Origin of the sequence: Aeromonas sp. R4-2 (genome assembly GCF_040908295.1) — a bacterium.
In the GTDB taxonomy this organism is placed as follows: domain Bacteria; phylum Pseudomonadota; class Gammaproteobacteria; order Enterobacterales; family Aeromonadaceae; genus Aeromonas; species Aeromonas veronii.
In genome coordinates this window covers 76,333-102,112 of sequence record NZ_JBFODL010000004.1, presented here as the reverse complement: position 1 = coordinate 102,112, position 25,780 = coordinate 76,333, and the positions used below count along the sequence as shown (strand labels likewise).

Here is a 25,780-nt window from a genome sequence, read left to right as displayed (position 1 = left end):
GGAAGTTGTGGGGCCTATAGTTGTTCGTTGTAGGTCCCCAACCATAGCCTTCGGAAATCGGCTGTCGGATTGCATTAGAGTGGCGACAGAGTGGCGACAAAATTTTAAATGAGTGGTCATTTTTAGTTGTCATTTGCTCACTAACCCTTTGATTTTTATGTAAGTGCTTGTTTTATCATAGGGTCAAATCAGATTTAAAATCCCTCGACGTTCGCGTCGTGCCGGTTCGATTCCGGCCTCGGTACCATTAAAATCAAAGAGTTACGAAAGGCCACTAGAAATATTTTGCCTGTCCCGTCCTGAATATGGTTTACACCTTTCCCCCCAATAAATGGAGAGCCCGATGGGACAAGGTGTGAAACGGACACAGCGCGATTACTCGCTGACTTTTAAACTGGCACTGGTCGAGCAGATTGAAAAAGGCGAGCTCACCTACAAACAGGCTCAGGTGCGTTATGGCATTCAGGGCCGTTCCACCGTTCTGGTATGGTTGCGTAAACATGGTCGGCAAGATTGGAGCCAGGGGGCTTCTGTACGTGCCGGCAGGAGCATCACCATGCCTGACCCCGACAACCTGACGCCCGAACAGCGCATCAAGGAACTCGAGCAACAGCTGGCATTGATGAGTTAGAAGGCCCAGTTCTTTGAGGCCGTCGTCGATGTACTGAAGAATGACTACGGCGTCTCCATCGTAAAAAAGCGACCCGGCAAGTCCTCTCGCAGCGGCAAGTTGAGAGGCTGACAATTGTCAGGGCTTGCCTGTTTCTGGGGATAAGCCGGCAGGCTTACTACAAGCGCAATCGGGTCGCCGACGAGCGCCATGCACAGGGATTGCAGGTGGTGTATTTCGTGCGTCAGGTTCGACTGCGACAACCTCGGGTGGGCACTCGCAAGCTGCATTATCTGCTGCTGGGTCAGGATGATGACGGGTTCAAGGTCGGGCGGGACAGGCTGTTTCAGATATTGGCCGAGCACCGTTTGCTGGTGCTGCCCAGACGGGCGTATCACAAGACCACCCACAGTTTTCACCGTTTCTACCGTCATCCAACTTGCTCAAGGCGGGGCCAGAGCAGGTTACGCCGGTAGCACCGGAGCAGGTCTGGGTCGCAGATATCACCTATCTGCCAGCCAGGAGCAGGCCGCTGTACCTGAGCCTGGTAACGGATGCGTACTCACGCAAGATAGTGGGCCATCACGTACACGAAGGAATGCATGCCGAGTCGGTGGCGATGGCGTTCAGGAAAGCCCTGAAGCAACGGCGTGGCGGCGGGGAGTTAATCCATCACTCTGACCGCGGCGTGCAGTATTGCTCGGGGCTGTATCAGTCACTACATGAACGGTACGGGGTGAAATGCTCGATGACGGATGGGTATGACTGTTACCAGAATGCGTTGGCGGAGCGGGTGAACGGGATTTTGAAAGGAGAGTTATTGTTGCAAAGCCCGCAGGATTTGGCGCAAGCGCGGGAAATGGTGCGTGAAGCAGTAAATATTTACAACGCAGAGCGGCCGCATCATGCGTTGAAATACAGAACCCCCGATGTGGTACATCGGGGGTTCTGAGTAGAGAAATGCTAGTTGAAAATGTGTAAACCTATTTCAGGACTAGACAGGGGACCTGAAAAAGCCCTTCACCATGGTGAAGGGCTTTTTGCTATCTGACGTTATCCACTCGGTTTGGCGTGTAGGCTCAGTAGCCCTGCTGGTGCACGTCCATCACGGCGCGGCCGGACGGGTCGGCCATCTCTTTGAACTTGGCATCCCACTCCAGCGCGGTGGGGGTGGAGCAGGCGACCGACTTGCCGTAGGGCACGGTGCGGGCGGCGGCTTCCAGCGGGAAGTGCTCGTCGAAGATGGCTCGGTAGAAGTAGGCTTCCTTGGTGAGAGGGGTGTTGATGGGGAAGCGGAATGCAGCCGCTTCGAACATCTGATCCGTCACTTCGGTCTCGACCATGGCTTTCAGGCTGTCGATCCACGAATAGCCTACGCCGTCGGAGAACTGCTCCTTCTGGCGCCACGCCACTTCGTGGGGCAGCAGATCCTCGAACGCTTCGCGCAGGATGTGCTTCTCGATCTTGCCTTTGCCACACATCTTGTCGGCCGGCTGCAGGCGCATCGCCACGTCCATGAACTCCTTGTCGAGGAAGGGCACGCGACCCTCGACACCCCAGGCGGCCATCGACTTGTTGGCACGCAGGCAGTCATAGAGGTGCAAAGAGGCGAGCTTGCGCACGTTCTCTTCGTGGAACTCGCGGGCGTTGGGCGCCTTGTGGAAGTAGAGGTAGCCACCGAACAGCTCGTCGGAGCCTTCGCCGGAGAGCACCATCTTGATCCCCATCGCCTTGATGTAACGGGCCATCAGATACATGGGTGTGGAGGCGCGGATGGTGGTGACGTCATAGGTCTCGAGGTGATAGATGACGTCGCGCAGGGCATCCAGACCCTCCTGCACGGTGAAGTGGATCTGGTGATGGATGGTGCCGAGGTGATCAGCCACCTTGCGGGCGGCGGCGAGATCCGGCGACCCTTCCAGACCGACGGCGAAGGAGTGCAGTTGCGGCCACCAGGCTTCGCTCTTACCATCGTCCTCGATGCGGCGCGCCGCATAGAGCTTGGTGATAGCGGAGATGACGGAGGAGTCCAGTCCGCCGGAGAGCAGCACGCCATAGGGCACGTCGCACATCAGCTGGCGCTTGACAGCTGCTTCCAGCGCCGCTTTCAGCTCGGCCTTGTCGCTGACGTTGTGCTCGACCGCGCTGTATTCCATCCAGTCACGCTTGTACCACTGTTTGAGCTCGCCATCCTTGCTCCACAGGTAGTGTCCCGGCGGGAAGGTTTCGACGCTCTTGCAGACCGGCACCAGCGCCTTCATCTCGGAGGCGACATAGAAGTTGCCGTACTCGTCACGACCGGTATAGAGGGGGATGATCCCCATGTGGTCGCGACCAATCAGGTAGGCATCCTGTTCGGCGTCATAAAGAATGAAGGCAAAGATGCCGTTGAGATCGTCGAGAAACGCCGGGCCCTTCTCCTTGTAGAGAGCGAGCAGCACTTCACAGTCGGATTTGGTCTGGAACTGGAAGTCGACCTTGAGGGTCTTCTCCAGCTCTTTGTGGTTGTAGATCTCGCCGTTGACCGCCAGCACATGGGTGCGCTCGGGGTTGTAGAGCGGCTGGGCGCCATTGCCCGGGTCGACGATGGCCAGACGCTCGTGCACCAGAATGGCTTTGTCGGAGCTGTAGACGCCGGACCAGTCAGGCCCGCGGTGACGAAGTCGCTTGGACATCTCCAGCGCCGATTTGCGCAGGGCTACTGCATCGGACTTGATATCCAGAATGCCGAAAATTGAACACATTGGCGGTAATCCTCTTGATTTTTATATGAGCCCCCCACGTTTGGGCTCGAAATTCCATTTACATTCCTCGTCAGACACAATGCCTAGCGGAAAAACCTTTTGCAAGCGGGAAAACCGCAGAAAATCATGCCGTAAGCGTCAAGCGGATCAACAGGATAAGGGCTGCTGCAACGGGGCAGGGTGACGTGAGCGTCAAGTCGAGGCGGGTTCGAAGATGACGTAGACCTTGCGACAGGGGGTAAGGGTCTCCCACTCTCCGACAAAACCGGCGGGAATGACAAATTGATCGCCGGGTTTGAGGGCCAGCTGGCCGCCCAGACTGTCGTGGATCACCACATCCCCCTCCAGCAGCTGGCAATACTCGTGCTCGGTGTAGTGGATGGCCCAGCGGCCCGGCTCGCAAGCCCAGAAGCCGATGTGAAACTGCTGGCTGGGATCGGAGTAGTGGTTCCACACCGTCTGGCTCGGGTGGCCCGCTTTAATGCGCTCGGGGGCGGACATCAGCGGGGTAGGGGCCGCCTCATGGCGGTCGAGCAAAATCCAGTCGTTGAGGGTCTTCATGGTGCCTCCTTGGCTGCGGCAGATAGGAACGCGGGGCCATCCGGCCCCGCGTTTGTTCGTTTTATTAAACGAGGTTGTGCATAACTTAAACGATGTGTATTCCCTTGCCAAGGGCCGCTGGCCGCAGGATCAGAGCGGTTGCAAACGGCGGATCACATGGCGGGCAAAGCCGCTGCCCGCTTCGTTGTAGACGTTGAACACTGCATCCACCCCCTGCTCCTTGAGGGAGGCGATATCATCCTCGAAGCGGACGATAGCGGCTATCTTGCCGGCAAAGCCGTGGCTGCGCAGTTTCTCGATGGCGTAGAGATTCCCCGAGTGGTGGGGCATCGCCAGCAGCACCAGATTGACCTGATTGGAGAGCAGCACCTTGTCCCAGAAGTCGGTATCGGTGGCATCCCCCTCGATGACGTTCATCCCCTGGGCGCGCAGGGTCGGCAGCTTCTCGTTGTCGTTCTCCACCCCGAGGATGACGTTGCCGTACTTGTTCTCCAGCTCGAAGTAGGCCCCCTGACCGATCCGCCCCATGCCGAGGATGATCACCTCTGCATCGCCCAGCTCGATGGGTCTGTCTTCCGGATGAAGGTTGCTCGCCTGCAACCCCTTGAGCCAGTGACCGATGCGATGGTAGATCCGCTCGCTCTGGGCATTGAGCGGAGCGGAGATCATAAAGCTCGCCGCCAGCGCCAGCGAAACCGCCACCAGCCACTCGTAGGAGAGCCAGCCCGCCTTGGCGGCGATGGCCGCGACGATCAGGCCAAATTCCGAGAAGTTGGTGAGCGCCAGGGTGGAGAGCAGGGCGGTGCGTACCCGCAGGTGAGCGCCGCTGTAGACCAGATAGTAGAGGGCGCTTTTTAGCGGCAGGGCCAGTACCAGCGCCAGCGCCAGCAACATGGTGTCGTGGGTCGGCAGACCGTTGAGACCGATGGTGAGGAAGAAGCAGATAAGAAACAGGTCTTTGAGGTTGAACAGCGCCTTGGCAAGGCCCGCCGCTGCCGGATGGGAGGCGAGCATCATGCCGATGATGAGGGCTCCGAGATCCGGCTTGAGGCCGACCACCTCAAAACCTGCTGCACCTACCACCAGTGCCAGAAAGACCCCGAACAGCACCTGCAGCTCGCCGTGACCGGCCCGCTCCAGCATCTTGAACAGCAGCGGGCGCAGCAGCGGCAGTCCCAGTACCCAGAGCGCCCAGATGCTGGGCCACTTGCCGCTGGAGAAGGCCAGAAACGCCACCGCGAACACATCCTGCATCACCAGCACGCCGATGGCGATGCGGGCGTAGAGGGCATTCATGTCGCTGCGATCTTCCAGCACCTTGACCGCGAAGACGGTGCTGGAGAAGGAGAGGGCAAAGCCCAGCAGCAGTGCCAGTTTCCAGTCCAGCGACAGGGCCAGCACCAGCCCGAGCCCCTTGCAGACCAGCAGCACCACGGTAAAGAGCAGGGTGGAGAGCAGCAGATGCAGGCTGGTGGTGCCCCACACATCGCGCCGCATCAGGGTCTTGATATTGAGCTTGAGACCGATGGTGAACAGCAGCAGGGTGACGCCGAGATCGGCGATCTCGTTGAGGGCCGGGGTGTTGTGATAGCCCATGCCATTGAGGATAAAACCGGCGGCCAGAAAGCCGAGCAGAGGAGGCAGGCCAATCAGATTGACCAGCATGCCGCAGCCAAAGGCCACGGCGATGAGAATGGGTTCCATAACAGGTCCAGCTGGGGCAGGGGAGACCTGCCCGGTTTAAATCCTTGGGTATCAGACGATATCGATGTCGACCACGGAGTCGAAGATGTGGTTTGGCCGAAACGGCATGCGGTCGATATCGGCGACCTTGCTCACCCCGGAGAGCACCAGCACCGTCTCGAGGCCTGCCTGAAAGCCCGCCAGAATGTCGGTGCGCAGGTTGTCGCCGATGATGATGGTGTCGTCGGAGTGGGCCTCCATCCGGTTCAGTGCCGCACGGATGATCCAGGCGCTCGGCTTGCCGACATAGAACGGCTTCTTGCCGGTCATCCGCTCGATGGGGGCGCACAGAGCGCCGCAGGCCGGGTGCATCATGGGGCCGTGGGTATCGGGGTTGGTGGCGATAAAGCGGGCCCCCTGATCGACGAACTTGGCCCCCTGCTGGATCATGGTCCAGTTGTAGTTGCGGGTCTCGCCCACCACCACGAAGTCGGGGTCGATATCGGTGATGGTAAAGCCGGCCTTGTAGAGCTCGTGGGTCAGCGCCCCTTCGCCGATCACATAGGCCTTCTTGCCATCCTGGCGCTTGAGAAAGTCGGCGGTGCCCATGGCGGAGGTGTAGAAGCACTCCTCCGGCACCTCGATCCCGGCGGAGCGGAAGCGGTTTTGCAGATCTTTCTGGGTCTGGGCCGGGTAGTTGGTCAGAAACAGCAGCTTGCTGCCCTGCTCCAGCAGGCGATGGACGAAGCGGTCGGCGCCGGGAATGAGATCGTTGTTGTGCAGGATGACACCGTCGATGTCACAGATGACGTTCTTCATGAAAACTCCTTGTCAGGGCGCAGACGAGCTGCCAATCGGTAAGACGTTCAATCATTTATGATTTTTGTGACGCCATTATAAATCTGTTTGATGACAAGTCTCCCCTGTCTTGCAACTTGAGCGCACAATAAGCATGAAGTCGGGGCAATCGTGTGGAGGGGTTGCCCCCGGGATCTGGTCGCTGATGGAGCCGTCGCCATGGATAACCCTATTGCCGAACACTTTATAGCCGAATTGCCCAAGCTGGAGCTGCACCTTCACATTGAGGGTACCCTCGAACCCGAGCTGATGTTCGAGCTTGGCAAACGCAACAATGTGCCACTGCCGTGGCCCGATGTGGCCAGCGTGCGCGCCGCCTATGACTTTGACTGCTTGCAATCCTTTCTCGACCTCTACTATCGCGGTGCCAGTGTGCTGGTGACCGAGCAGGACTTCTTCGACCTCACCTGGGCCTATCTTGAGCGGTGCGCCGCCGACAAGGTGGTGCATGTGGAAATCTTCTTCGACCCGCAGACCCACACTGCCCGCGGCATCCCCTTTGCTACCGTGCTCGGCGGTATCGAGCGGGCGCTGCAGCGCGGTGAGCAGGAGTTTGGCATCAGCTGGCGGCTTATCATGAGTTTTTTGCGCCACCTGAGCGAGGAGGAGGCGTTCGCTACGTTGGCAGAGGCCGAGCCCTTCCTGTCACGGATCCACGGCATCGGCCTCGACTCGGGGGAGAAGGGCAATCCGCCCAGCAAATTTGCCCGGATTTTTGCCAAATGCTGCGAGCTGGGGCTGCCGGTGGTGGCCCATGCGGGCGAAGAGGGGCCTGCCGACTACATCTGGCAGGCGATCAACGAGCTGCAGGTATGCCGCATCGATCACGGGGTGCGCTCGGCCGATGATCCCGAGCTGCTGCGCTATCTGGCCGATACCCGCTTGCCGCTTACCGTCTGCCCCCTCTCCAACACAAGGCTCAAGGTGTTCGGCGATATGGCCCAGCACAATGTGTTGCGGCTGCTGGAGCAGGGGCTCTGCGTCACCATCAACTCGGACGACCCCGCCTACTTTGGCGGCTATATGAATGCCAACTTTGTGGCGCTGGCCGATGGCCTTGGCGCGACCATGAGTCAGCTCTGCCGCTTGTCGCTCAATGCCGTTGAGGCGAGCTGGCTGTCTCTGGCCGACAAGGCGCGGCTGACCCGGGAGATCCGCAGTTATGCCGAGACTCACGGGGTGATCCTGCATTGAGTCAGGCGCCAATGAAGTCGAGATGACATGCAGTGGATATAAAGAGAGGCCCGCCATCACTGGCGGGCCTCTCATCTTTCAAAGGCTGGTGTGGTTGCCGGGGAAGGCAGTGTTACGCCACTCGCACCAGAAACTTCTCACCCTGTCCTTCGCGCTTGAAGCGCTCGAGCAGGGTGGGCAGCGCCTCGAAATTGCCCACCACCAGCGGCGGTAGGGTCAGCTCGCCGCTCACCATCTGCTCCATCATGGCGACACCGGCGGCCACCAGTCGGCTCCACTGTTTGTCCGAGCCAAAGGCGTGCTGGGCGCCCAGCGCAATCTCGTGCAATGAGTGGCAATGGCTAAAGGCGGGCAACGGATTGTGCGGGATGCGCCCGAGCACAGTCACCATGTGACCGTAGTAGCCAAGGGCAGGCAGCAGGCTCTCTGCCTGTTGGCTGGAGACCAGATCGATGATCCCCTCGAACGGCTCGTTGCCGTTGGCAGTCTGCAAGGTGGCCAGCCAGTCGGGATCCCGATAATCGGCTACACCCTGCACACCGATCTGTTTGAGCCAGTGATGGTGGCGTGGGCTGGCGCTGGCAAAGACTCGCGCTCCTTGCTTGAGGGCGAGCTGTACCGCAAAGCGGCCGACGCTGCTGCCGGCACCTGTGATGAGCAGCGCTTCCCCGTGCAGGCGCGGCAGCTTGGCCAGCGCCTGCCACGCGGTGAGGCCGGGACAGGGCAGGGCGGCGGCCGCCTCGTCACTCAGGGCATCGGGCACTGGCAGCAGGGCGCGGGCCGGTACTCTAGTGTGGCGGGCAAAGCTGCCGTGGTGGCGCAGATCGGTGTGGTAGGCGACCCGGGCACCGAGACGCAGATGGCTGACGTTGGTGCCGAGGGCCACAATAGTGCCCATGCCATCGACGCCGGGCACCTGACCATCCTGCCAGTGGGAGTGGCCATATTCGATCAGCTTCCAGTCCACCGGATTGAAGGCGATAACCCGGTTTGCCACCAGTACCTCGTCAGGGGCGAGCGGTGTCAGGGGCAGGTCGACGAGGGTAAGCTGGATCGGTTCACCGGGGGCATGCCAGCACCAGGCTTGGGTGTGATTCATGATGACTCCTTGTGAAAGCGAGGGGAGAGAACAACGAGGTCATTGCAACAGCAATACAGAGAAACTGCCACTGCTGCGAATGGGCAACAATACGGCAGGCCCCAACCAGTGGGGCCTGCGTTACGTGGCCGGTTGGCCATTGGCAATCAGCAGCTGGTCGCTGCGTCATCGGCCTGGTAGACGGGGTAGTCTGTCAGCCCCTTCTCGCCGCCGCCAAACAGGGTAGCCGGATCGTGGGGAGCCAGCGGATAGCCGTGGCGCAGCCGGTTCGGCAGATCCGGGTTGGCGACGAAGGGGCGGCCAAAGCCAATCATGTCGGCCCAGCCCGCGTCGAGGGCGGCGCGAGCCCGCTTGCCATCATATTTACCAGCGTAGATCAGGGTGTTGGGGAAGGCATCCCGCAGACCCTGCTTGAAGTTCTCCGGCATCAGGGGGGCATCGTCCCAGTCCGCTTCGGCAATGTGCAGGTAGACCACGTTGAGCTGGCCCAGCAGGCGGGCGGCCGCCAGATAGGTTTCCTGCGGGTTGGCATCTACGGTGCCGTTGAGGGTGGTGAGCGGCGCAAGACGCACCCCGACCCGATCGGCGCCGATTTCGCTACTAACCGCTTCTGTCACCTCTTTGAGAAAGCGCAGCCGGTTTTCCAACGATCCGCCGTAACTGTCGGTGCGGGCGTTGGATTCGGAGTCGAGGAACTGGTTGATGAGATAACCGTTGGCTGCGTGCAGCTCGATGCCGTCAAAACCGGCGCTGATGGCGTTGCGGGCCGCCTGACGGAACTGTCCCACTACCGCATCGATATCGGCCTGGGTCATGGCGCGCGGGGTGACTGTCTCGACAAAGCCCGGCGCATCGCTGCCGTTATCGACGAACACCTTGACGCCCACTGCGGGCAGGGCTGAAGCGGAGATGGGCTGGGCGCCGCCGATGTTATCCGGATGGGTGACCCGGCCCACGTGCCAGAGCTGGGCGAAGATGGTGCCCCCCTTGGCATGCACGGCATCGGTCACAAGCTTCCAGCCAGCGATCTGCTCTGCGCTGTAGATGCCTGGCGTCCAGGCATAGCCCTTGCCCATGGGGTCGATTTGGGTGCCTTCGCTGATGATCAGGCCCGCCTCGGCGCGCTGGGCGTAGTAGTTGGCCATCATGGCGTTGGCCACGTCACCCGGCTGACTGGCACGGGAGCGGGTCATGGGGGGCATGACGATGCGGTTGGCAAGGTGCAGCTGGCCGAGGCGCAGCGGGCAGAACAGGTGATCGTGGCTCATCTTGAGTTCCTCATGGTGGAAGTGAAGCCACTTTATGCCGCCATCTTGTTGTGAAAAAGAGGGGTAATTGCACAAGAGAATTGTGCTTGATGCAGCAATCAGTGCAACCTGCCGGGAAAGAAGGCGTTGAGGCATAAAGTTGAAGCATAAAATAGAGGGCCGTATGGCCCTCTATTTTATTCTGCTGGTGGCAGGCTCAAGCCGTGGCGGGCATTACTTTCACCCGCTCGATGCGCCGCTCGCTCACCTCGATCACCTCGAAGTTGAGCTGCTGCAGTTGCAACTGCTGACCCGGGGTGGGGAGGGTGCCGAAGTGGGAGAGCAGCATGCCCGCCAGGGTCACGTATTCATCGCTCTCGCTCACCAGCCCCTCGTGCTCCAGCACCTGCTCCACATGGTGGATGTTGGTGCTGCCATTGATCAGCCACCCTTCGCCATCGCACACGATATCCGGGGTTTCGTCCTCGTCCGGCAGCTCGCCGACGATGGCCTCCAGCAGATCGTGGGTGGTGACCAGCCCCTGGATCACGCCAAACTCGTCGGAGACCAGAATAAGGCTCCCCTTGGCTTTGCGCAGCTCCGCCAGCAGACGGATCACGTTGATGGTCTGCGGCACGATAATGGGATCGTTCTGCTTGGCCAGTTCACTTAAGGATTGCCCTTCGTTCAAGGCAAACAGCAGGTCCCGCGCCTTGACCACTCCGATCACCTCGTCCAGATCCCCGTCACAGATGGGGAACAGGCTGTGGGGTTCGCGCTGCAGTAGGGCGCGGATCTCGTCGCTGGAGTCGTTGATATCGATCCAGGCCATCTCCGAGCGCGGGGTCATGATGGTGCGAATGGAGCGCTCGGCCAGCGACAGTACGCCGGTCACCATATAGCGCTCCTCCTCGCCAAAGCTCACCGGCGCTACGGCCGGGGCATCCAGATCGTCATCCGGCTGATCCTGATAGGCCTTGCTGCCCATCAATTTGAAGATGGCGGCGGTGGTGCGCTCGCGCAGGGGCAGCTTGGATTCGTGACGCATGGCGCTGCGCTGGGCCAGCTGGTTGAAAAACTCGATCAGCACCGAGAAGCCGATGGCTGCGTAGAGGTAGCCCTTCGGAATGTGGAAGCCAAAGCCCTCCGCCACCAGGCTGAAACCGATCATCAGCAGGAAGCTCAGGCAGAGCACCACCACGGTGGGGTGGGCGTTGACGAAGCGGGTCAGCGGCTTGGAGGCGAGCACCATCACCACCATGGCGATGGTCACGGCGGCCATCATGACGCCAAGGTGTTCCACCATGCCGACGGCGGTGATGATGGAGTCGAGCGAGAAGACCGCATCGAGCACCAGAATTTGGGCGATCACCACGCCGAAGCTGGCGTAGGCGCCGACAGGGCCGTCATCCTGGGGTTTGGCTTCCAGTCGCTCATGCAGCTCGGAGGTAGCCTTGAACAGCAGGAACAGGCCGCCTCCCATCAGGATCAGGTCCCGACCGGAGAAGGGGTGATCCCACAGGTGCAAAATCGGGGTGGTCAGGGTGACCAGCCATGACATGACGCTCAAGAGCCCAAGTCGCATCAGCAGGGCCAGCGACAGGCCGATGATGCGTGCCTTGTCCCGTTGGGCGGGGGGCAGTTTTTTCACCAGGATGGCGATAAAGACCAGGTTGTCGATCCCCAGCACGATTTCCAGAATGATCAGGGTAAACAGACCGATCCAGATATGGGGATCCAGCAGCAATTCCATTGTGACGACCTCAATAAAAACAGACAGAGCAGAGAGTGATCACGGCGCACGATGGCCGCAGTAACAGCAAGGCAAAGGTGTTATTCAGAGGCGCTGATGAAGCAGAAAAAGATAGGCTTTGACAGAGAGAGACGAAGGGCAACTTCGGGGATTGTCCATGATGGGCAATAAAACCTCGGGTGAAAAATGAGCCCTGATGATAGCGGCTGGCGCCAATTTGGCAAGCGCAGTGTCAGCGCGGCGTGATGGGGTTGTGATGCGACAGGGGGAGGCGGCGGTGCCGCTCTCCCCCGTGCGGTCGTTACAACCAGCGCTTTTCGCGGGTGAAACAGACCGACAGCCAGGCATCCCCCAGGGTGTCGCCAAGGCGAGACCAGAGCTCCTGACGCAGGGCATCCTGACGTTCGACGGGCCACTCCTGACCCGGCGCCACCAGAATGTTCAATTCCAGATCGAAGCGGCGACCGCTTTTGGCCAGATGGCTGTAGCACTCTATGCCGTGGCGCTGGCGCAGCGCTTCGATCTCCTGTTCGACTTGCCGTGGCACATCCCCCTTGGGGGCGATCTTCAACACTTCCCGCAGGTTGCGACCGAGCACCTTGATGGGAATGAGGGTGGCACAGAGGGCCAGCAGCGAGACCAGCACCGGGTCTATGTAGCGGTTGTATTGGCCGTAGCCGATGGCATCGAGGCCGATGGCGACCACAAAGCCAATCAGCAGAGTGGCGCTGAGCAGGGTATCCACCAGCCATTCCTTGGAGTCGACCCGCACCAGCTCGGAGTCTACCTGCTCGGCGACCTGGGCTTCGATGCGATAGATGATGGCGCAGAAGAAGGTGGAGACGGCGGCATAGATGAGGGCGTGGCCGAGATCGATCTCCCGTCCGCCATCCAGCAGGGTGGTGATGCCGCTATAGAGAGCGCCAAGGCAGAGCAGCAGAATAATGGTGCCATTGATGACGTTGGTGATGGGCTCGAAGTGGGCGTAGCCATACTGGAAGCGCGCATCGGAAGGGCGGGTAACGAGATAGGCGGTAACAAGACCGAGGCCCGTCATGCCCATGCTGAACAGGGTGAAGATACCATCGAGCATGATGGCGTTGGAACCGACGAAGAGGCCGTAGCCGATGCCGAAGATGGCAAAGGTGATACAACCGAACAGCGACAGGGTAAGCGCCTGTTTTTCGGTGGTGACCAGCGTACTGATAACATGGCTGTGGTGAGCCATAAAAGTCCTCCTTTCAAATGGTGAATATTGCCAAGCGCAAGCGGTTTTCTAGCTGATATACTGCCCGCTCACATGTGAGCGGACTGGCCTGACTGCCATTGACAGGCGGCTGGCCAGTCGTTGTCGCCGGCGTGCCGGCATCAAGCAAAGGATGGGAACAAGGATTCATGATCCCGAGACTCGATTACCAGGACAGTTTGTCACCCGCAACCCTGCAGTTTCTTGAGTTGCTAGAGCGCAGCGCATTTCGTGGTGATATCGAAAAGTCTTATGCAAGCCGGTTGGCGATGGCGACGGATAACAGCGTCTATCAGGTAGTACCTCAGGCGGTTCTCTATCCGCGCAGTGCGGACGACATAGCAGCAATGCTCAAGCTGGCCGCAGAGCCGGCGTTCGCCTCCCTGAGTTTTTTCCCTCGCGGTGGCGGTACAGGCACCAATGGCCAGTCATTGGGCGGCGGCATTATCGTCGATCTCTCCCGTTATATGAACCAGATCATGGAAATTAATCTGGAGGAGGGGTGGGTGCGAGCCCAGGCCGGGGTGGTGAAAGACCAGCTCAACGCCTATCTCAAGCCCCACGGTTACTTCTTCTCGCCGGATCTCTCCACCTCCAATCGCGCCACCTTAGGGGGCATGATCAACACCGATGCCTCGGGGCAGGGGTCTCTGGTCTACGGCAAAACCTCGGATCACGTGCTGGGTCTCAAGGCGGTGCTGGAGAATGGCGACATCATGGCCACCGAGCCGCTGACCGGTGAGCGACTGGCCGACAAGCTGGCGCTGGAGAGTCGCGAAGGAGAGATCTATCGCACCCTCTATCGCATCGGCAAGGAGCGCCGCGCCGACATCGAGGCGACCTTCCCCAAGCTCAACCGCTTTCTGACAGGCTACGATCTCAAGCACCTCTATCAACCCGATACCGACACGCTGGATGTGAGCCGGGTGCTGTGCGGATCTGAAGGGTCTCTCGGCTTTATCACCGAAGCCAAACTCAACATCACCCCCATCCCGCGCTACCGCACCCTGGTCAACGTCAAGTACGACAGCTTCTCCTCCGCCCTGCGCAATGCCCCCTTTATGGTGCAGGCGCAGGCCCTCTCGGTGGAAACGGTGGATTCCCGGGTGCTCGGGCTGGCCCGCGCCGACATCATCTGGCATTCGGTGAAAGAACTTATTCAGGATGTGCCCGGCAAGGATCTGCAGGGGCTCAATATCGTCGAGTTTGCCGATACCTATGAAGCAGAACACAAGGCCAAGGTGGCGGAGCTCTGTCGCCGTATTGATGCGCTGCTGGCCAAGGGGGAGGCGGGGATCATCGGCTATCAGGTGTGTGACCACCTGCCGAGCATCGAGACCATCTACACCATGCGCAAGAAGTCGGTGGGGCTGCTGGGCAATGCCGAAGGTCGCAAGAAGCCGGTGGCCTTTACCGAAGATACCGCGGTGCCGCCCGAATCTCTGGCCGATTTCATCATGGAGTTTCGTGCCCTGCTGGATGCCCACGGCCTCGACTACGGCATGTTCGGCCACGTCGATGCCGGTGTGCTGCACGTGCGCCCGGCGCTGGATTTGTGCGAGCCCGAGCAGGAGGTGCTGCTGCGCCGCATCTCCGATCAGGTGGTGGCGCTCACCGCCAAATATGGCGGCCTGATGTGGGGCGAGCATGGCAAGGGCTTTCGCTCCGAATACAGCCCCGCCTTCTTTGGCGAGCTGTGGGAAGAGCTGCAGCGGGTCAAGGGGGTATTCGACCCGGGCAACCGCATCAACCCGGGCAAGATCTGTATCCCCTACGGTAGCGGCGCTGAGTTAGTGTCGGTGGATGGGCCCAAGCGCGGCAAGTATGACCGCCAGATCCCGCTCGCGGTGCGCACCAGCTACACCCGCGCCATGGATTGTAACGGCAATGGTCTGTGCTTCACCTTCGAGACCGACTCCCCCATGTGCCCCTCGGTCAAGATCAGCCGCGATCGCCGCCACTCCCCCAAGGGGCGGGCGGGCCTGATGCGTGAATGGTTGCGTCAGCTGGCGGAGCAGGGCTTCGATCCGTTGGCGGAAGAGGTGGCACTGCAATCCGGTGGTGTGCGCTTCAAACAGCTGGTGGACAAGGTGCGCAACAGCTGGGCCAAACAGCGCGGCGAGTATGACTTCTCCCATGAGGTGATGGAGGCGATGGCGGGCTGTCTGGCCTGCAAGGCATGTACCAGCCAGTGCCCGATCAAGGTGGATGTACCCGATTTTCGCGCCCGCTTTATGCAGCTTTATCACGGCCGCTACCTGCGCGCGCCGAAGGATTACTTCGTCGGCACCGTTGAAAGCTATGCTCCGTTGCTTGCCAAGGCGCCGAAGCTGGTCAACTTCTTCCTCGAAAAAGAGTGGGCCCAGAAGGCGACCGAGAAGAGCATCGGCATGGTGGATGTGCCGCTGCTCTCGGTGCCGACCCTGGCCGAGAGCCTGCATGACAACCGCGCCCGCTATTTTGATCTGCCTGGACTGGAGCGGATGAGCGTCGAGCAGCGTAAGCAGGTTGTGCTCATCGTGCAGGATCCCTTCACCAGTTATTACGATGCCCCCGTGGTACGCGACCTGGTGAAACTCGCCAGCAAGCTCGGTTTCCAGCCCTATCTGCTGCCCTTTAAACCCAACGGCAAGCCCCAGCATATCAAGGGGTTCCTGCGCGCCTTTGCCCGCACCGCCGCCAACAGCGCCCAGTTCCTCAACAAGGTGGCGGCGCTTGGCATTCCCATGGTGGGGGTGGATCCGGCCATGGTGCTTTGCTATCGCGACGAGTATGCCAAGGCGCTGGGGTCGGCCCGCGGTGATTTTCAGGTGTTGTTGCCGCAGGAGTGGCTGCTCTCGCTGCCGGCAGATCAACTGCCTGCTAGCGCCAACAAGACCAAGATCGAGGAGGGGAGTGAGCCCTGGTATCTCTTTGCCCACTGCACCGAGAAGACCGCCAAGCCCTCCACTCACGGTGACTGGAGCACCCTGTTTGGCCGCTTCGGGGCCAGCTTGCAGCCGGTCTCTGTGGGTTGCTGCGGTATGGCGGGCACCTATGGTCACGACGTCAAACAGGTGGAGAACTCCAAGGGGATCTATGGACTGAGCTGGGCTGAGCCACTCGCGCACCTGCCCAAAGCGCGCTGTCTGGCGACCGGCTATTCGTGCCGCAGTCAGGTCAAACGGATGGAGGGGGAAAAGCTCAAACATCCATTGCAAGCCCTGCTGGAGCTGCTCTGATGCTGACGTTCCCCAAGCGGTTTCGGGTGCCGAAGGCCTATCGGCATCCACGTTTCTTGCTGTTACCCGCCACTCCCTCTCAGGCGGTGGTGGAGTTTGTCGCCATGTTGCGCGAGCGCGAGCAGCTCCATCAGCTGTTTCGCCCGAACGATCTCTGGCCCTCGGCCAATTTCAGCCTGAGCCAGCACGAAAGGGATCTGGAGTGGCAGCAGTCGGAGTTTCTGGCCAAGCGCTCCTTTGCCTATGGCCTCTGGAGCCCGGATCGGGAGCCGCAATTTTGGGGTGGGGTTTATCTCTACCCCTCGGTGTTGCCAGAGGTAGCGGTGGAGCTCTTCTTCTGGAAGGTGGCCGAGGCGTCCATCACGGATGAGGAGCTGGAGATTCAGCTGCGCGAGTGGCTCGCCAGGGTGTGGCAGTGGCCAGACCCCCGCTTGCCGGGGCGAGAAGTGCCTTGGTCCGAATGGCCCGGCGTTACCTACCCCTGGTGACATCCAGCTTAAGGGCATGATTGTGTAACACGCAGCGCCGGGCGGGGCTGCGTTGTTACCACGTCACCTGATAACCAACAACTCATATAACAGAACCATGTTGCCGATGGAGGGCGTTTCACTCATATCGGTACGCATTCATCGCTTACATAAGGAGTCTGCTCGCAATGAGTCACGATATTGCGCCCATCTGGCGTAAACCCATGAGTCTGGAGGGGCTCAACGCCACCTCTCGCAACACCCTGATGGCCCATCTCGATATCGTCTACACGGCTTTTGGCACCGATTGGCTTGAAGCGACCATGCCGGTGGATCATCGCACTCACCAGCCCCTGGGCATGCTGCATGGCGGCGCATCCGTGGTGCTGGCGGAAACCTTGGGATCGATTGCCGCCAATATGGCTGTCGGGCCAGATAGCTACTGTGTGGGGCTGGAGGTGAATGCCAACCATCTGCGAGCCAAGCGGGAAGGGGTGGTGACCGGGCGTTGCACGCCGCTCCATCTGGGAGCAACAACCCAGGTGTGGCAGATTGAAATTCGGGACGAACGTGAGCGTTTATTGTGCACCAGCCGGCTGACCATGGCGGTGCTCAAACACAAGCGGGGCAAGGACTCCAGCGAGGAGTGATCTGCAATAACGCACTATGAGTGCAAAATAAGCAAGCCATACTCGTCAGATCCCTCTATAATTGCCAACGTCTTGAGAGGCTTATCACATTTTTCAAGACAGCAGAACAAAGTGGCGCTATAATCGCCGCCTTTTTGCTATTCCGCGGTGTTAGCCGCCTGCCTTAATCTGGAAGAATCTATGTCTGATACCGAACAACTGCCCCTTTTTAGTGAGCTTGGACTGGCCGCGCCTGTATTGAAAGCGCTGCAAGACGTGGGCTATGAGCGCCCGTCACCGATCCAGGCCGCAGCAATTCCCCACCTGATGGCGGGACACGATCTGCTGGGGCAGGCGCAAACCGGTACAGGGAAGACCGCTGCTTTTGCCTTGCCTCTGTTGTCTCGTCTGGAAGCTGGTAACCGCAACACCCAGATCCTGGTGCTGGCGCCTACCCGCGAACTGGCGCTGCAGGTGGCTGAAGCGTGCCAACGCTACGCCCACCACATGCCTGATTTCCACGTACTGCCCATCTACGGCGGTGCCTCCTACGAAACCCAGACCCGCGCCCTGCGTCGCGGTGCCCAGGTTGTCGTCGGTACTCCGGGCCGCGTGATGGACCTGATCCGTCGCAAGAACCTGGACCTCTCCGGCCTGAAAGCACTGGTACTGGACGAAGCTGATGAAATGCTGCGTATGGGCTTCATCGACGACGTTGACTGGATCATGGAGCAGTGCCCGAGCACTCGTCAGGTTGCCCTGTTCTCTGCCACTATGCCGGAGCAGATCCGTCGCGTGGCCCAGAAGCACCTGAAGCAGCCCAAAGAGATCAAGATCGCCTCCAAGACTGCTACCGCTACCACTATTCGCCAGCGTTACTGGCAGGTAACCGGTCTGCACAAGCTGGACGCCATGACCCGTCTGCTGGAAGTGGAATCCTACGAAGCCCTGCTGGTATTCGTACGTACCAAGAACGCTGCCGAAGAGCTGGCTGGCAAGCTGGCCGCCCGTGGTCACGCCTGTGAAGCGCTGCACGGCGACATCCCGCAGAAACTGCGTGAGCGTACCGTTGACAAACTGCGTCAAGGCCAGCTGGATATCCTGATCGCCACCGACGTTGTCGCCCGTGGTCTGGACGTTGAGCGCATCACTCACGTAGTGAACTACGACATTCCGTACGACACCGAATCTTACGTTCACCGTATCGGTCGTACCGGTCGTGCCGGTCGTAAAGGCGAAGCCATCCTGTTCGTCGCTCCCCGCGAGCGCCGCATGCTGCGCGCCATCGAGCACGCAACCCGTCAGGCCATCGAGCCGATGAAGATGCCAAGCACTGAGGACATCAACCAGCATCGTCTGGCCAAGTTCAAAGAGCGCATCCGCGAAACCATGATGGGTGAAGAGCTCGAGATCTACCACAACCTGGTAAACGAGCTGATCGAAGAAGATTCTGCCGATCCGCTGGAGCTGGCTGCTGCACTGGCCAAGCTGGTACAGGGTGACCAACCGCTGCTGCTGGATGACTCCATTCCGGATCCTCTGTTCAACAACAGCAACGATCGTGGTGGTTTCGAGCGCCGTGACTTCAACGACCGTGGCGGTCGTGACTTCGGTGACCGTGGCGATCGTCCTGCCCGTCGCATGCCGTCCCTGGAACCGCGTCCGCTGAAAGACAACCCGGATGTGGAGATGGAGCGCTACCGCGTTGACGTGGGTGCCCATCACGGCGTCAAGCCGGGCCAGATCGTAGGCGCCATCGCCAACGAAGCGAACATCGAGAGCCGCTTCATCGGCAACATCGACATCGCTGATGACTTCTCCACCGTCGATCTGCCGAAAGGCATGACCGCCGATGTACTGGAAGTGATCAAGAAAGCCCGTGTTTGCCAGCGTCCGCTGCAGATCACTCGCTACACCGAAGTGCCGGCCGGTGGCAACACCAGCAGCCGTCCGCCCCGTGGTGATCGTCCGTTCCGTGGCGACCGTCCTTTCAACAAGGATCGCCGTCCCCAGGGTGACCGTCCGTTCAACAAGAGCGGGGAGCGCCGTGAAGGTGGCTTCAACAAAGATCGCAAATTCGGTGGCAAGCGTCGCGAAAGCTGATTGCTGATCCCGTTATGAAGAAGGCCGCTCATTGAGCGGCCTTTTTTCTGCCTGCGGTTTACCCTGTGTTCTTACTAAACACCAGATCGGCATAAGCCGTTACATGGGTGAGCGAATGAAGGCCACTATTTGATAACAGGATGTCGGGGAAAGAGAGAATACCTTTTCTACTCGACAGGCGGTTGTGACGTGGTCGGGTATCATCCGCCGTTCTGCCATAGATCTGGGCTGGCTGCCGTTTCTTTGTATTGGCAAGCGTTGGGACGTGTGCACTTGGGCGGATAGTTGGATGGGGAGTGACAGCATTGCGCCCGCTGACTCCGGCGGTCGCAAGGGGTGGCGACTAGGTGGCCGCTCAGAGGCTTTGTCTGGCTGGCAGCCATTATTCATATCGAGCGGGGTAATTGGTTGGCATCAATGAAGAAGGCGACCATCAGGTCGCCTTCTTGTTTTGCATTGTGACGTGCAGAGGTCGCAGCCCGAGGGGCTATCAGAGCACCATGGCGGCAATCCAGCCGAAGATCACCAGCGGGATGTTGTAGTGAATGAAGGTGGGCACCACGCTGTCCCAGATATGGTCGTGCTGGCCATCGGCGTTGAGGCCGGAGGTGGGGCCCAGGGTCGAGTCGGAGGCTGGTGAACCCGCATCCCCCAGCGCGCCTGCGGTACCGACCAGGGCGATGATCGCCATTGGTGAGAAGCCGAGCTGCAGACAGAGCGGCACATAGATGGTGGCGATGATGGGCACGGTGGAGAAGGAAGAACCGATCCCCATGGTGATGAGCAGACCCACCAGCAGCATCAGGAAGGCGGCGATGCCTTTGTGCTGGCCGATGCCGGAGGCGACCACCTGGACCAGAGAGTCGACCCCGTGGGTCGCCTTCATCACGGCGGCAAAACCGGCGGCAGAGATCATGATGAAGCCGATCAGCGACATCATCCGCACCCCCTGAGTGAAGGCATCCTGGCTTTCGCGAAACTTGATGACGCCGCCGCAGGTGAAGATGACAAAACCGGCCAGCGCACCCAGTACGATGCTGTTGGTCATCAGTTGCAGCCCCAGCGCTACGCCAATGGCCAGTAGAGCCACCCAGATGTGGGTGAGGTTGAGCTCGACCGCTTCGGGCTCGGCATCCAGGATCTTGGCCAGATCGTACTGGCGCGGTTTGCGATAGCTGATGAATACCGCAATCAGCAGGCCCAGTACCATACCGGCAACCGGAATGGCCATCGCCAGCGGGATCTGGCTGGTGGTGATGGGCACGCCGTTATCGATCAGGTTCTTGGCCAGAATATTGTTCAGGAAGATGCCACCAAAGCCGACCGGCAGCACCATATAGGTAGCTGTCAGACCAAAGGTGATGACACAGGCCACCTGACGACGGTCGATCTGCATCTGCGCCATCACATGCAGCAGCGGCGGGATCAGGATGGGAATAAAGGCGATGTGAACCGGGATCAGGTTCTGGGAGGAGATAGCCACGGCCAGCACGGAAGAGAGCAGCAGGGTTTTGACCCACATGATGCGGGTCGAGCTGGCATCCTTGCCCAATTGGTTGATCACCTTGCGGGCCAGCAGGTCGGTGATCCCGGAGCGGGAGATGGCAACCGCAAAGGCGCCCAGCATGGCGTAGGAGAGAGCAATCTCGGCGCCACCGCCCAGGCCACCGCTGAAGGTGGTGAGGGTATCGGTCAACGACAGCCCACCGACCAGGCCGCCAGCAATGGCCCCCAGCGCCAGCGAGACCACCACATTGATCCGCAGCAGACTGAGCACCAGCATCAGCCCGACTGCGATAACAACTGGATTCATTTGATTTCCTTATAGTTTGTTATTGCTGTCTGTCATGTGAAGGGGAGTTAGTTTGCGAAAAATGTGACAAATGTCGAGTAAAAAATCAGTCAAACCTCTCATATCGCAGCAGCATGTGGCACAAGGTTGCTCAACATGAGGGGTTTTGACCTGTTTGTCTCCGTTCATCGCGTGTGCAGCGGTGGATAGTGATGTTGATAGCGATTTCCGGTGCGCTGAGCAATCAATCACTTCTCCAAAAAGCGAAGGCTGCCAGTGGCAGCCTTCATCCGTTTATTCTTGCCCATCATCATCGGTAGGCGCATCGGTTGTGTCATCATCCGGATGCGCTGGCGGCCAACCCCCCATGCTCTTCCAGCGGTTAACGATATGACAGAACAGCTCTGTGGTGCGTTCGGTGTCATAGAGGGCCGAGTGCGCCTCTTTATTGTCAAACGGGATGCGGGCGCTCTGGCACGCTTTGGCCAGCACGGTCTGACCCAGCGCCAATCCGGAGAGAGCAGCGGTGTCGAAGGTCGCAAACGGGTGGAACGGATTGCGCTTGAGGCCAGCGCGCTCGGCGGCAGCCATCACGAAGCCGTGATCAAAGGTGGCGTTGTGGGCCACTATGATGGCGCGGCCGCAATCCTGCTCCTTCATCCCCTTGCGGATCCCCTTGAAGATCTCGGTCAGCGCCTCTTTTTCCGAGACAGCGCCACGCAACGGGTTGTAGGGGTCGATGCCGGTGAACTCCAGCGCGGCCTTTTCCAGATTGGCCCCTTCGAAGGGCTCGACATGAAAGTGGAATACCTGATCGGGAACGAGCCAGCCCTGCTCATCCATTTTCAGGGTGTAAGCCGCGATTTCGAGCAGGGCATCAGTCTTGGCGTTGAACCCGGCTGTTTCAACATCGATGACGACGGGGTAAAAACCACGGAAACGGCCCTTGAGGGTATGAACTGCGTCGGTCATGGGATCTCGGTCGGGATAAAATGAGGCGGCATTATGGCAAAAAAGCACAGGCTTGTCCTCCCATCCCACGCAGGATGCCGCGCCAAGATGGCGCCGGATTCAATATCTGTGCAGCCACCAGCGGGCGGCAATCAGCGCCGTGAGCGACCCCAGCAGGGCGCTGGCCAGCACATCCACCGGCCAGTGCATCCCCATTACCATGCGCGACAGACCAATTCCCAATGCCCACAGTGGCAGCAGCCAGACGCCCGTGGGAGCGCGGGCCAGCCAGATCAGACCAAAAAATTGAGCCAGGCTGATGGCGGCGATGCTGTGGCCGGAGGGGAAGGCATAGTTCACCTCGGCCTGCCAGTGGTGGCCGAGCCACTCTGGCAGGGCCAGCAACTGGCTGGCGGCATGAACCTGTTCACTGCGCACATCGATGCTACTGGCGTAGAAGTGCTTGATGGCCGGGATCAGCGACTGACTCTCCAGCCAGAGCAGATAGGGTCTGGGCTCTTCGGTCAGGTGTTTGATCAGGCTCTTGAGCACCCAGTCGCTGGCGAGCAGGGCTGCCAGCGCACACCCCAGTGCAATGAAGGGGGACAGCTCCAGTTTGAGTTTGTAGCGGGTCAGCAACAGCAAGAGGGCGCCACTGACCCCGATCCCGGGAATATCGACCATGCGGGTAAGGGCGTATGACCACCATAGCCAGCCTGATTGCAGTGAACCGGTCAGAAAAGGCTGCCAGGGCAATGTGGCGAGCAGTAACAGGGGCAGGATTAACAGGGCTGTGAAGCCAAGCACCTGACTGCGGGTGAGTGAGGCGGTTGACATTGGGAGCGGCGGAGCGTGTGGCGGCATGGTGGGTATGGGCGATCGCGAAAAAAGAGGGGCATTGTGCCACCGTGACATGCCCGGACAAAGCCGAGCAGCACGTTTGTTACCTCTGCTTACACATTTGTGGCGACATCCTCTGTTTGAGCGGGCGGATGGAACGGCTGCCGCACAATGTGGTCCCCTTTCGTGCCGGATTGCATCACAGGCTGAAATCTCGGGCGGCTTTGCGCTAGAATGGCGCCCCCGTGGCGGTTGTGACCAAAGAGAGCCCGATGAAGATAGTCGTTGATGAGAATATGCCCCATGCCGTGGAGCTGTTTGCCGAATTTGGCGAGGTGATCCCCTTGCCCGGACGGCAGATGCAGGCCCGCGATCTGCTGGATGCCGATGTGCTGCTGGTGCGTTCGGTCACCCGCGTCAACGGCGATTTGCTGGCGACCAGCCCCAAACTCGGGTTTGTCGGCACCGCCACCATAGGCACCGACCATGTGGACAAGGCGTTGCTGGCAAGCCGCAATATTCCCTTCTTCAGCGCCCCCGGTTGCAACAAGTATTCGGTGGGGGACTATGTGCTCTCCGCCCTGCTGGTGCTGGCCGAGCGTTACGAACTCGACCTCTCGGCCATGACGTTGGCGGTGATTGGCGCGGGCAATACCGGCGAGTGCGTGGCTGGCAAGGCCCAAGCGCTCGGCATGCGGGTGCTGCGCTGCGATCCGCCCAGGGCGCGGGAAAATCCCGCAGCGGGTTTTGTCGATTATCAGACCGCTCTTGGCGCCGATATCGTCAGCTTCCATGTGCCCATTACCCGTGAAGGGCTGGATGCCACCTACCATCTGCTCGATGCCGAACAGATTGCCGCGCGCCCTGCCGGACAGATCCTGATCAACGCATCCCGTGGCGAGGTGTGGGATAACCGGGCCCTGCTGGCGCGCCAGTTGGGCGATGCGCCTTTGCGACTGGTGATGGATGTGTGGGAGAACGAGCCCGAGCCACTGGCTGCGCTGGTGCCCCATACCGAGATTGCCACCCCCCATATCGCCGGTTACAGCCTGGAGGGGAAGGCCCGCGGTACCTGGATGCTCTATCAGGCGCTCTGCCAGCAGCTGGGACGCCAGCCTCGTCAGGATTTGAGTCAGCTGTTGCCCGCCCCCGATGTGCAGGCGGTGGTGCCGGGCCGCGCGCCGGATCAGGCGTTGATCAAGCAGCTGGTGCATCTGGTTTATGACGTGCGCCGCGATGATGCCCGTTTCCGTGCCCGACTCGGTCTGCCCGGCAGCTTTGACGAGCAGCGCAAACACTACCCCGAGCGCCGTGAACTATCCTCCCTGCAGGTTGAGGGGGCGTTTGCCGACCAGGCGCTGGGTGAGCTGGGATTTGCGCTGTCACGCCCCTGAATCGGGGGCTAAGAGTTGGAAGATAACCGGAAGGGGTGAGCCATACTGGCTACCTCGACCCCTTTTTTACTGAGCTGGCGCAGATGCTACTGCGCCGGCTCAGCCATATCAGGCAGCGTCATCTCGCCGTGCGGGAGCCTGCCGACCATGGCGCCACCCGGCGCCATTGCAGCATTATCAGAGGAGAACAGAATGAGCCAGCAGTTTAACGTAGCGGTATTGGGTGCCAGCGGCGCCGTGGGTCAGGCGATGATCGAGATCCTGGAAGAGCGCGAATTTCCGGTAGCGACCCTCTATCCGCTGGCTTCCAGCCGCAGCGCCGGTGATACCGTGCGCTTTGGCGGCAAGAACCTCGAGATCCTCGATGTGGAGGAGTTTGACTGGAGCCAGGTGCAGATCGCACTCTTCTCCGCCGGTGCCGAGGTCTCTGCCAAGTGGGCGCCGATTGCTGCCGAACACGGCTGCATCGTCATCGACAACACCTCCTGCTTCCGTTACGACGAAGATATCCCGCTGGTGATCCCGGAAGTGAACCCGGATGCGCTGGCCGATTTTCGCAATCGCAACATCATCGCCAACCCCAACTGCTCCACTATCCAGATGCTGGTGGCCCTGAAGCCGCTGCACGACGAAGTGGGCATTGCCCGCATCAACGTGGCCACCTATCAATCCGTATCAGGCTCCGGCAAAGAGGGGGTCAGCGAGCTGGCAGGTCAGACAGCTCATCTGCTCAACGGCCGTCCGGTGGAACCGACCCTTTATCCGCAACAGATCGCCTTTAACCTGATCCCGCAGATCGACAGTTTCACCGACAACGGCTACACCCGTGAAGAGATGAAGATTGTATGGGAAACCCAGAAGATCCTCGGCGATGCCAGCATTGCCGTGAACCCCACCTGCGTGCGGGTGCCGGTCTTCTACGGCCATGCCGAGGCGGTACACGTCGAGCTGCACCAGCCGCTCGATGCCGAACAGGTCAAGGACCTGCTGCGCAATGCGCCGGGTGTGACCCTGTTTGATGACGAAGGGGATTATCCGACCCCGGTGCGTGACGCAACCGGCAAGGATGAGGTGCTGGTGGGTCGGGTGCGCCAGGATATTTCTCACCCGAGTGGTATCAATATGTGGATCGTGGCCGATAACGTTCGTAAGGGCGCGGCAACCAACAGTGTACAGATTGCCGAGCTGCTGGTTCGCGACTATCTGTAAGGCTGGTCAGATGCCACAGATGCGCAGCAGGGAGTGCTGCGCATCCGGCCTGTGATCAAACCGGGGTGTGACCCATGCCGCACTCCGTCACTTCAAGATTCTGTTGCGATATCAACTGATTAAGTTTTTTCCTACACTCAGGGTCAAGTTGGGTGCTAAATGTGTCGGACTGCTGGCTT

General features: G+C 60.0%; 18 protein-coding genes and 1 pseudogene. 8 read left to right on the top strand and 11 right to left on the bottom strand.

Annotated features, from left to right (window positions below):
• Positions 1-343: 343 nt before the first annotated feature.
• Positions 344-1,562, top strand: a pseudogene (locus tag AB5Y99_RS00670) (IS3 family transposase).
• Positions 1,563-1,689: 127 nt separating this feature from the next.
• Here the strand turns inward: AB5Y99_RS00670 and asnB are convergent.
• From asnB to AB5Y99_RS00650, 4 genes are all read right to left on the bottom strand, one after another.
• Positions 1,690-3,354: an asparagine synthase B gene (gene asnB / locus AB5Y99_RS00665; RefSeq protein WP_368208386.1), complete on the bottom strand. Its 1,665-nt coding sequence runs from the start codon at positions 3,352-3,354 to the stop codon at positions 1,690-1,692.
• A gap of 192 nt (positions 3,355-3,546) precedes the next feature.
• Positions 3,547-3,915, bottom strand: a complete 369-nt coding sequence (locus AB5Y99_RS00660; RefSeq protein ID WP_368208384.1) for a cupin domain-containing protein — start codon at positions 3,913-3,915, stop codon at positions 3,547-3,549.
• Between the two features lie 129 nt (positions 3,916-4,044).
• Positions 4,045-5,619 (bottom strand): cation:proton antiporter, encoded by a 1,575-nt coding sequence (locus AB5Y99_RS00655; RefSeq protein ID WP_368208383.1) that lies wholly within the window; start codon positions 5,617-5,619, stop codon positions 4,045-4,047.
• A gap of 51 nt (positions 5,620-5,670) precedes the next feature.
• Entirely contained in the window at positions 5,671-6,417 is a 747-nt protein-coding gene (locus AB5Y99_RS00650; protein WP_033115984.1) for an HAD-IIA family hydrolase, read from the bottom strand.
• Between the two features lie 198 nt (positions 6,418-6,615).
• On the opposite strand from AB5Y99_RS00650, the gene AB5Y99_RS00645 reads away from it, so the two are divergent.
• Entirely contained in the window at positions 6,616-7,650 is a 1,035-nt protein-coding gene (locus AB5Y99_RS00645; protein ID WP_368208382.1) for an adenosine deaminase, read from the top strand.
• Between the two features lie 112 nt (positions 7,651-7,762).
• On the opposite strand, the gene AB5Y99_RS00640 is transcribed toward AB5Y99_RS00645, so the two are convergent.
• The 4 genes from AB5Y99_RS00640 to AB5Y99_RS00625 all read right to left on the bottom strand — a co-directional run bounded on the left by AB5Y99_RS00640 (position 7,763) and on the right by AB5Y99_RS00625 (position 12,977).
• Complete coding sequence (locus AB5Y99_RS00640) at positions 7,763-8,749, bottom strand: zinc-binding dehydrogenase (RefSeq protein ID WP_368208381.1); 987 nt, start codon at positions 8,747-8,749, stop codon at positions 7,763-7,765.
• Between the two features lie 146 nt (positions 8,750-8,895).
• On the bottom strand, positions 8,896-10,017 hold the full coding sequence (locus AB5Y99_RS00635) for an alkene reductase (RefSeq protein WP_236285454.1): 1,122 nt from the start codon (positions 10,015-10,017) through the stop codon (positions 8,896-8,898).
• 196 nt (positions 10,018-10,213) lie between these two features.
• The gene (locus AB5Y99_RS00630; protein ID WP_368208379.1) at positions 10,214-11,749 is read right to left on the bottom strand and encodes a TerC family protein; all 1,536 of its coding nucleotides are present in this window, start codon (positions 11,747-11,749) and stop codon (positions 10,214-10,216) included.
• A 301-nt stretch (positions 11,750-12,050) separates the two neighbouring features.
• A complete protein-coding gene (locus AB5Y99_RS00625; protein WP_005361338.1) occupies positions 12,051-12,977 on the bottom strand; it encodes a cation diffusion facilitator family transporter in 927 nt (308 codons plus the stop codon).
• Between the two features lie 167 nt (positions 12,978-13,144).
• Between AB5Y99_RS00625 and AB5Y99_RS00620 the strand changes: the two genes are divergently transcribed.
• The 4 genes from AB5Y99_RS00620 (at position 13,145) to AB5Y99_RS00605 (ending at position 19,415) form a co-directional block, all read left to right on the top strand.
• Positions 13,145-16,216 carry an FAD-binding and (Fe-S)-binding domain-containing protein gene (locus AB5Y99_RS00620; RefSeq protein ID WP_368208377.1) on the top strand — a complete coding sequence of 1,024 codons (3,072 nt, stop codon included), beginning with the start codon at positions 13,145-13,147 and terminating at the stop codon, positions 16,214-16,216.
• The gene (locus tag AB5Y99_RS00615) at positions 16,216-16,704 is read left to right on the top strand and encodes a hypothetical protein (protein ID WP_368208376.1); all 489 of its coding nucleotides are present in this window, start codon (positions 16,216-16,218) and stop codon (positions 16,702-16,704) included. The genes AB5Y99_RS00620 and AB5Y99_RS00615 overlap by 1 nt, the downstream gene beginning before the upstream one ends.
• 167 nt (positions 16,705-16,871) lie before the next feature.
• On the top strand, positions 16,872-17,333 hold the full coding sequence (locus AB5Y99_RS00610; protein WP_064336666.1) for a hotdog fold thioesterase: 462 nt from the start codon (positions 16,872-16,874) through the stop codon (positions 17,331-17,333).
• 180 nt (positions 17,334-17,513) lie between these two features.
• Complete coding sequence (locus tag AB5Y99_RS00605; RefSeq protein ID WP_047438936.1) at positions 17,514-19,415, top strand: DEAD/DEAH box helicase; 1,902 nt, start codon at positions 17,514-17,516, stop codon at positions 19,413-19,415.
• A 490-nt stretch (positions 19,416-19,905) separates the two neighbouring features.
• Here the strand turns inward: AB5Y99_RS00605 and AB5Y99_RS00600 are convergent, their stop codons facing one another.
• The 3 genes from AB5Y99_RS00600 to AB5Y99_RS00590 all read right to left on the bottom strand — a co-directional run bounded on the left by AB5Y99_RS00600 (position 19,906) and on the right by AB5Y99_RS00590 (position 23,022).
• Positions 19,906-21,228: a Na+/H+ antiporter family protein gene (locus tag AB5Y99_RS00600; RefSeq protein ID WP_005361308.1), complete on the bottom strand. Its 1,323-nt coding sequence runs from the start codon at positions 21,226-21,228 to the stop codon at positions 19,906-19,908.
• Between the two features lie 273 nt (positions 21,229-21,501).
• A complete protein-coding gene (rnt, locus tag AB5Y99_RS00595) occupies positions 21,502-22,179 on the bottom strand; it encodes a ribonuclease T (protein ID WP_162516138.1) in 678 nt (225 codons plus the stop codon).
• A gap of 99 nt (positions 22,180-22,278) precedes the next feature.
• Positions 22,279-23,022, bottom strand: a complete 744-nt coding sequence (locus tag AB5Y99_RS00590; protein WP_368208374.1) for a phosphatase PAP2 family protein — start codon at positions 23,020-23,022, stop codon at positions 22,279-22,281.
• Positions 23,023-23,270: 248 nt separating this feature from the next.
• Here AB5Y99_RS00590 and AB5Y99_RS00585 point away from each other — a divergent pair, with 248 nt between their 5' ends.
• Positions 23,271-24,392, top strand: coding sequence for a 4-phosphoerythronate dehydrogenase (locus tag AB5Y99_RS00585; RefSeq protein WP_368208373.1), 1,122 nt, complete (start codon positions 23,271-23,273; stop codon positions 24,390-24,392).
• Positions 24,393-24,584: 192 nt separating this feature from the next.
• Positions 24,585-25,601, top strand: coding sequence for an aspartate-semialdehyde dehydrogenase (locus tag AB5Y99_RS00580; RefSeq protein ID WP_368208371.1), 1,017 nt, complete (start codon positions 24,585-24,587; stop codon positions 25,599-25,601).
• Positions 25,602-25,780 lie beyond the last annotated feature (179 nt).

Coding starts and splice junctions, on each gene's coding strand:
- AB5Y99_RS00640 (WP_368208381.1), bottom strand. CDS start 8,749: ATGAATCACACCCAAGCCTGGTGCTGGCATGCCCCCGGTGAACCGATC.
- AB5Y99_RS00615 (WP_368208376.1), top strand. CDS start 16,216: ATGCTGACGTTCCCCAAGCGGTTTCGGGTGCCGAAGGCCTATCGGCAT.
- AB5Y99_RS00585 (WP_368208373.1), top strand. CDS start 23,271: ATGAAGATAGTCGTTGATGAGAATATGCCCCATGCCGTGGAGCTGTTT.
- AB5Y99_RS00600 (WP_005361308.1), bottom strand. CDS start 21,228: ATGAATCCAGTTGTTATCGCAGTCGGGCTGATGCTGGTGCTCAGTCTG.
- asnB (WP_368208386.1), bottom strand. CDS start 3,354: ATGTGTTCAATTTTCGGCATTCTGGATATCAAGTCCGATGCAGTAGCC.
- AB5Y99_RS00620 (WP_368208377.1), top strand. CDS start 13,145: ATGATCCCGAGACTCGATTACCAGGACAGTTTGTCACCCGCAACCCTG.
- AB5Y99_RS00655 (WP_368208383.1), bottom strand. CDS start 5,619: ATGGAACCCATTCTCATCGCCGTGGCCTTTGGCTGCGGCATGCTGGTC.
- AB5Y99_RS00610 (WP_064336666.1), top strand. CDS start 16,872: ATGAGTCACGATATTGCGCCCATCTGGCGTAAACCCATGAGTCTGGAG.
- AB5Y99_RS00605 (WP_047438936.1), top strand. CDS start 17,514: ATGTCTGATACCGAACAACTGCCCCTTTTTAGTGAGCTTGGACTGGCC.
- AB5Y99_RS00650 (WP_033115984.1), bottom strand. CDS start 6,417: ATGAAGAACGTCATCTGTGACATCGACGGTGTCATCCTGCACAACAAC.
- AB5Y99_RS00625 (WP_005361338.1), bottom strand. CDS start 12,977: ATGGCTCACCACAGCCATGTTATCAGTACGCTGGTCACCACCGAAAAA.
- AB5Y99_RS00580 (WP_368208371.1), top strand. CDS start 24,585: ATGAGCCAGCAGTTTAACGTAGCGGTATTGGGTGCCAGCGGCGCCGTG.
- AB5Y99_RS00630 (WP_368208379.1), bottom strand. CDS start 11,749: ATGGAATTGCTGCTGGATCCCCATATCTGGATCGGTCTGTTTACCCTG.
- AB5Y99_RS00635 (WP_236285454.1), bottom strand. CDS start 10,017: ATGAGCCACGATCACCTGTTCTGCCCGCTGCGCCTCGGCCAGCTGCAC.
- AB5Y99_RS00590 (WP_368208374.1), bottom strand. CDS start 23,022: ATGCCGCCACACGCTCCGCCGCTCCCAATGTCAACCGCCTCACTCACC.
- rnt (WP_162516138.1), bottom strand. CDS start 22,179: ATGACCGACGCAGTTCATACCCTCAAGGGCCGTTTCCGTGGTTTTTAC.
- AB5Y99_RS00660 (WP_368208384.1), bottom strand. CDS start 3,915: ATGAAGACCCTCAACGACTGGATTTTGCTCGACCGCCATGAGGCGGCC.
- AB5Y99_RS00645 (WP_368208382.1), top strand. CDS start 6,616: ATGGATAACCCTATTGCCGAACACTTTATAGCCGAATTGCCCAAGCTG.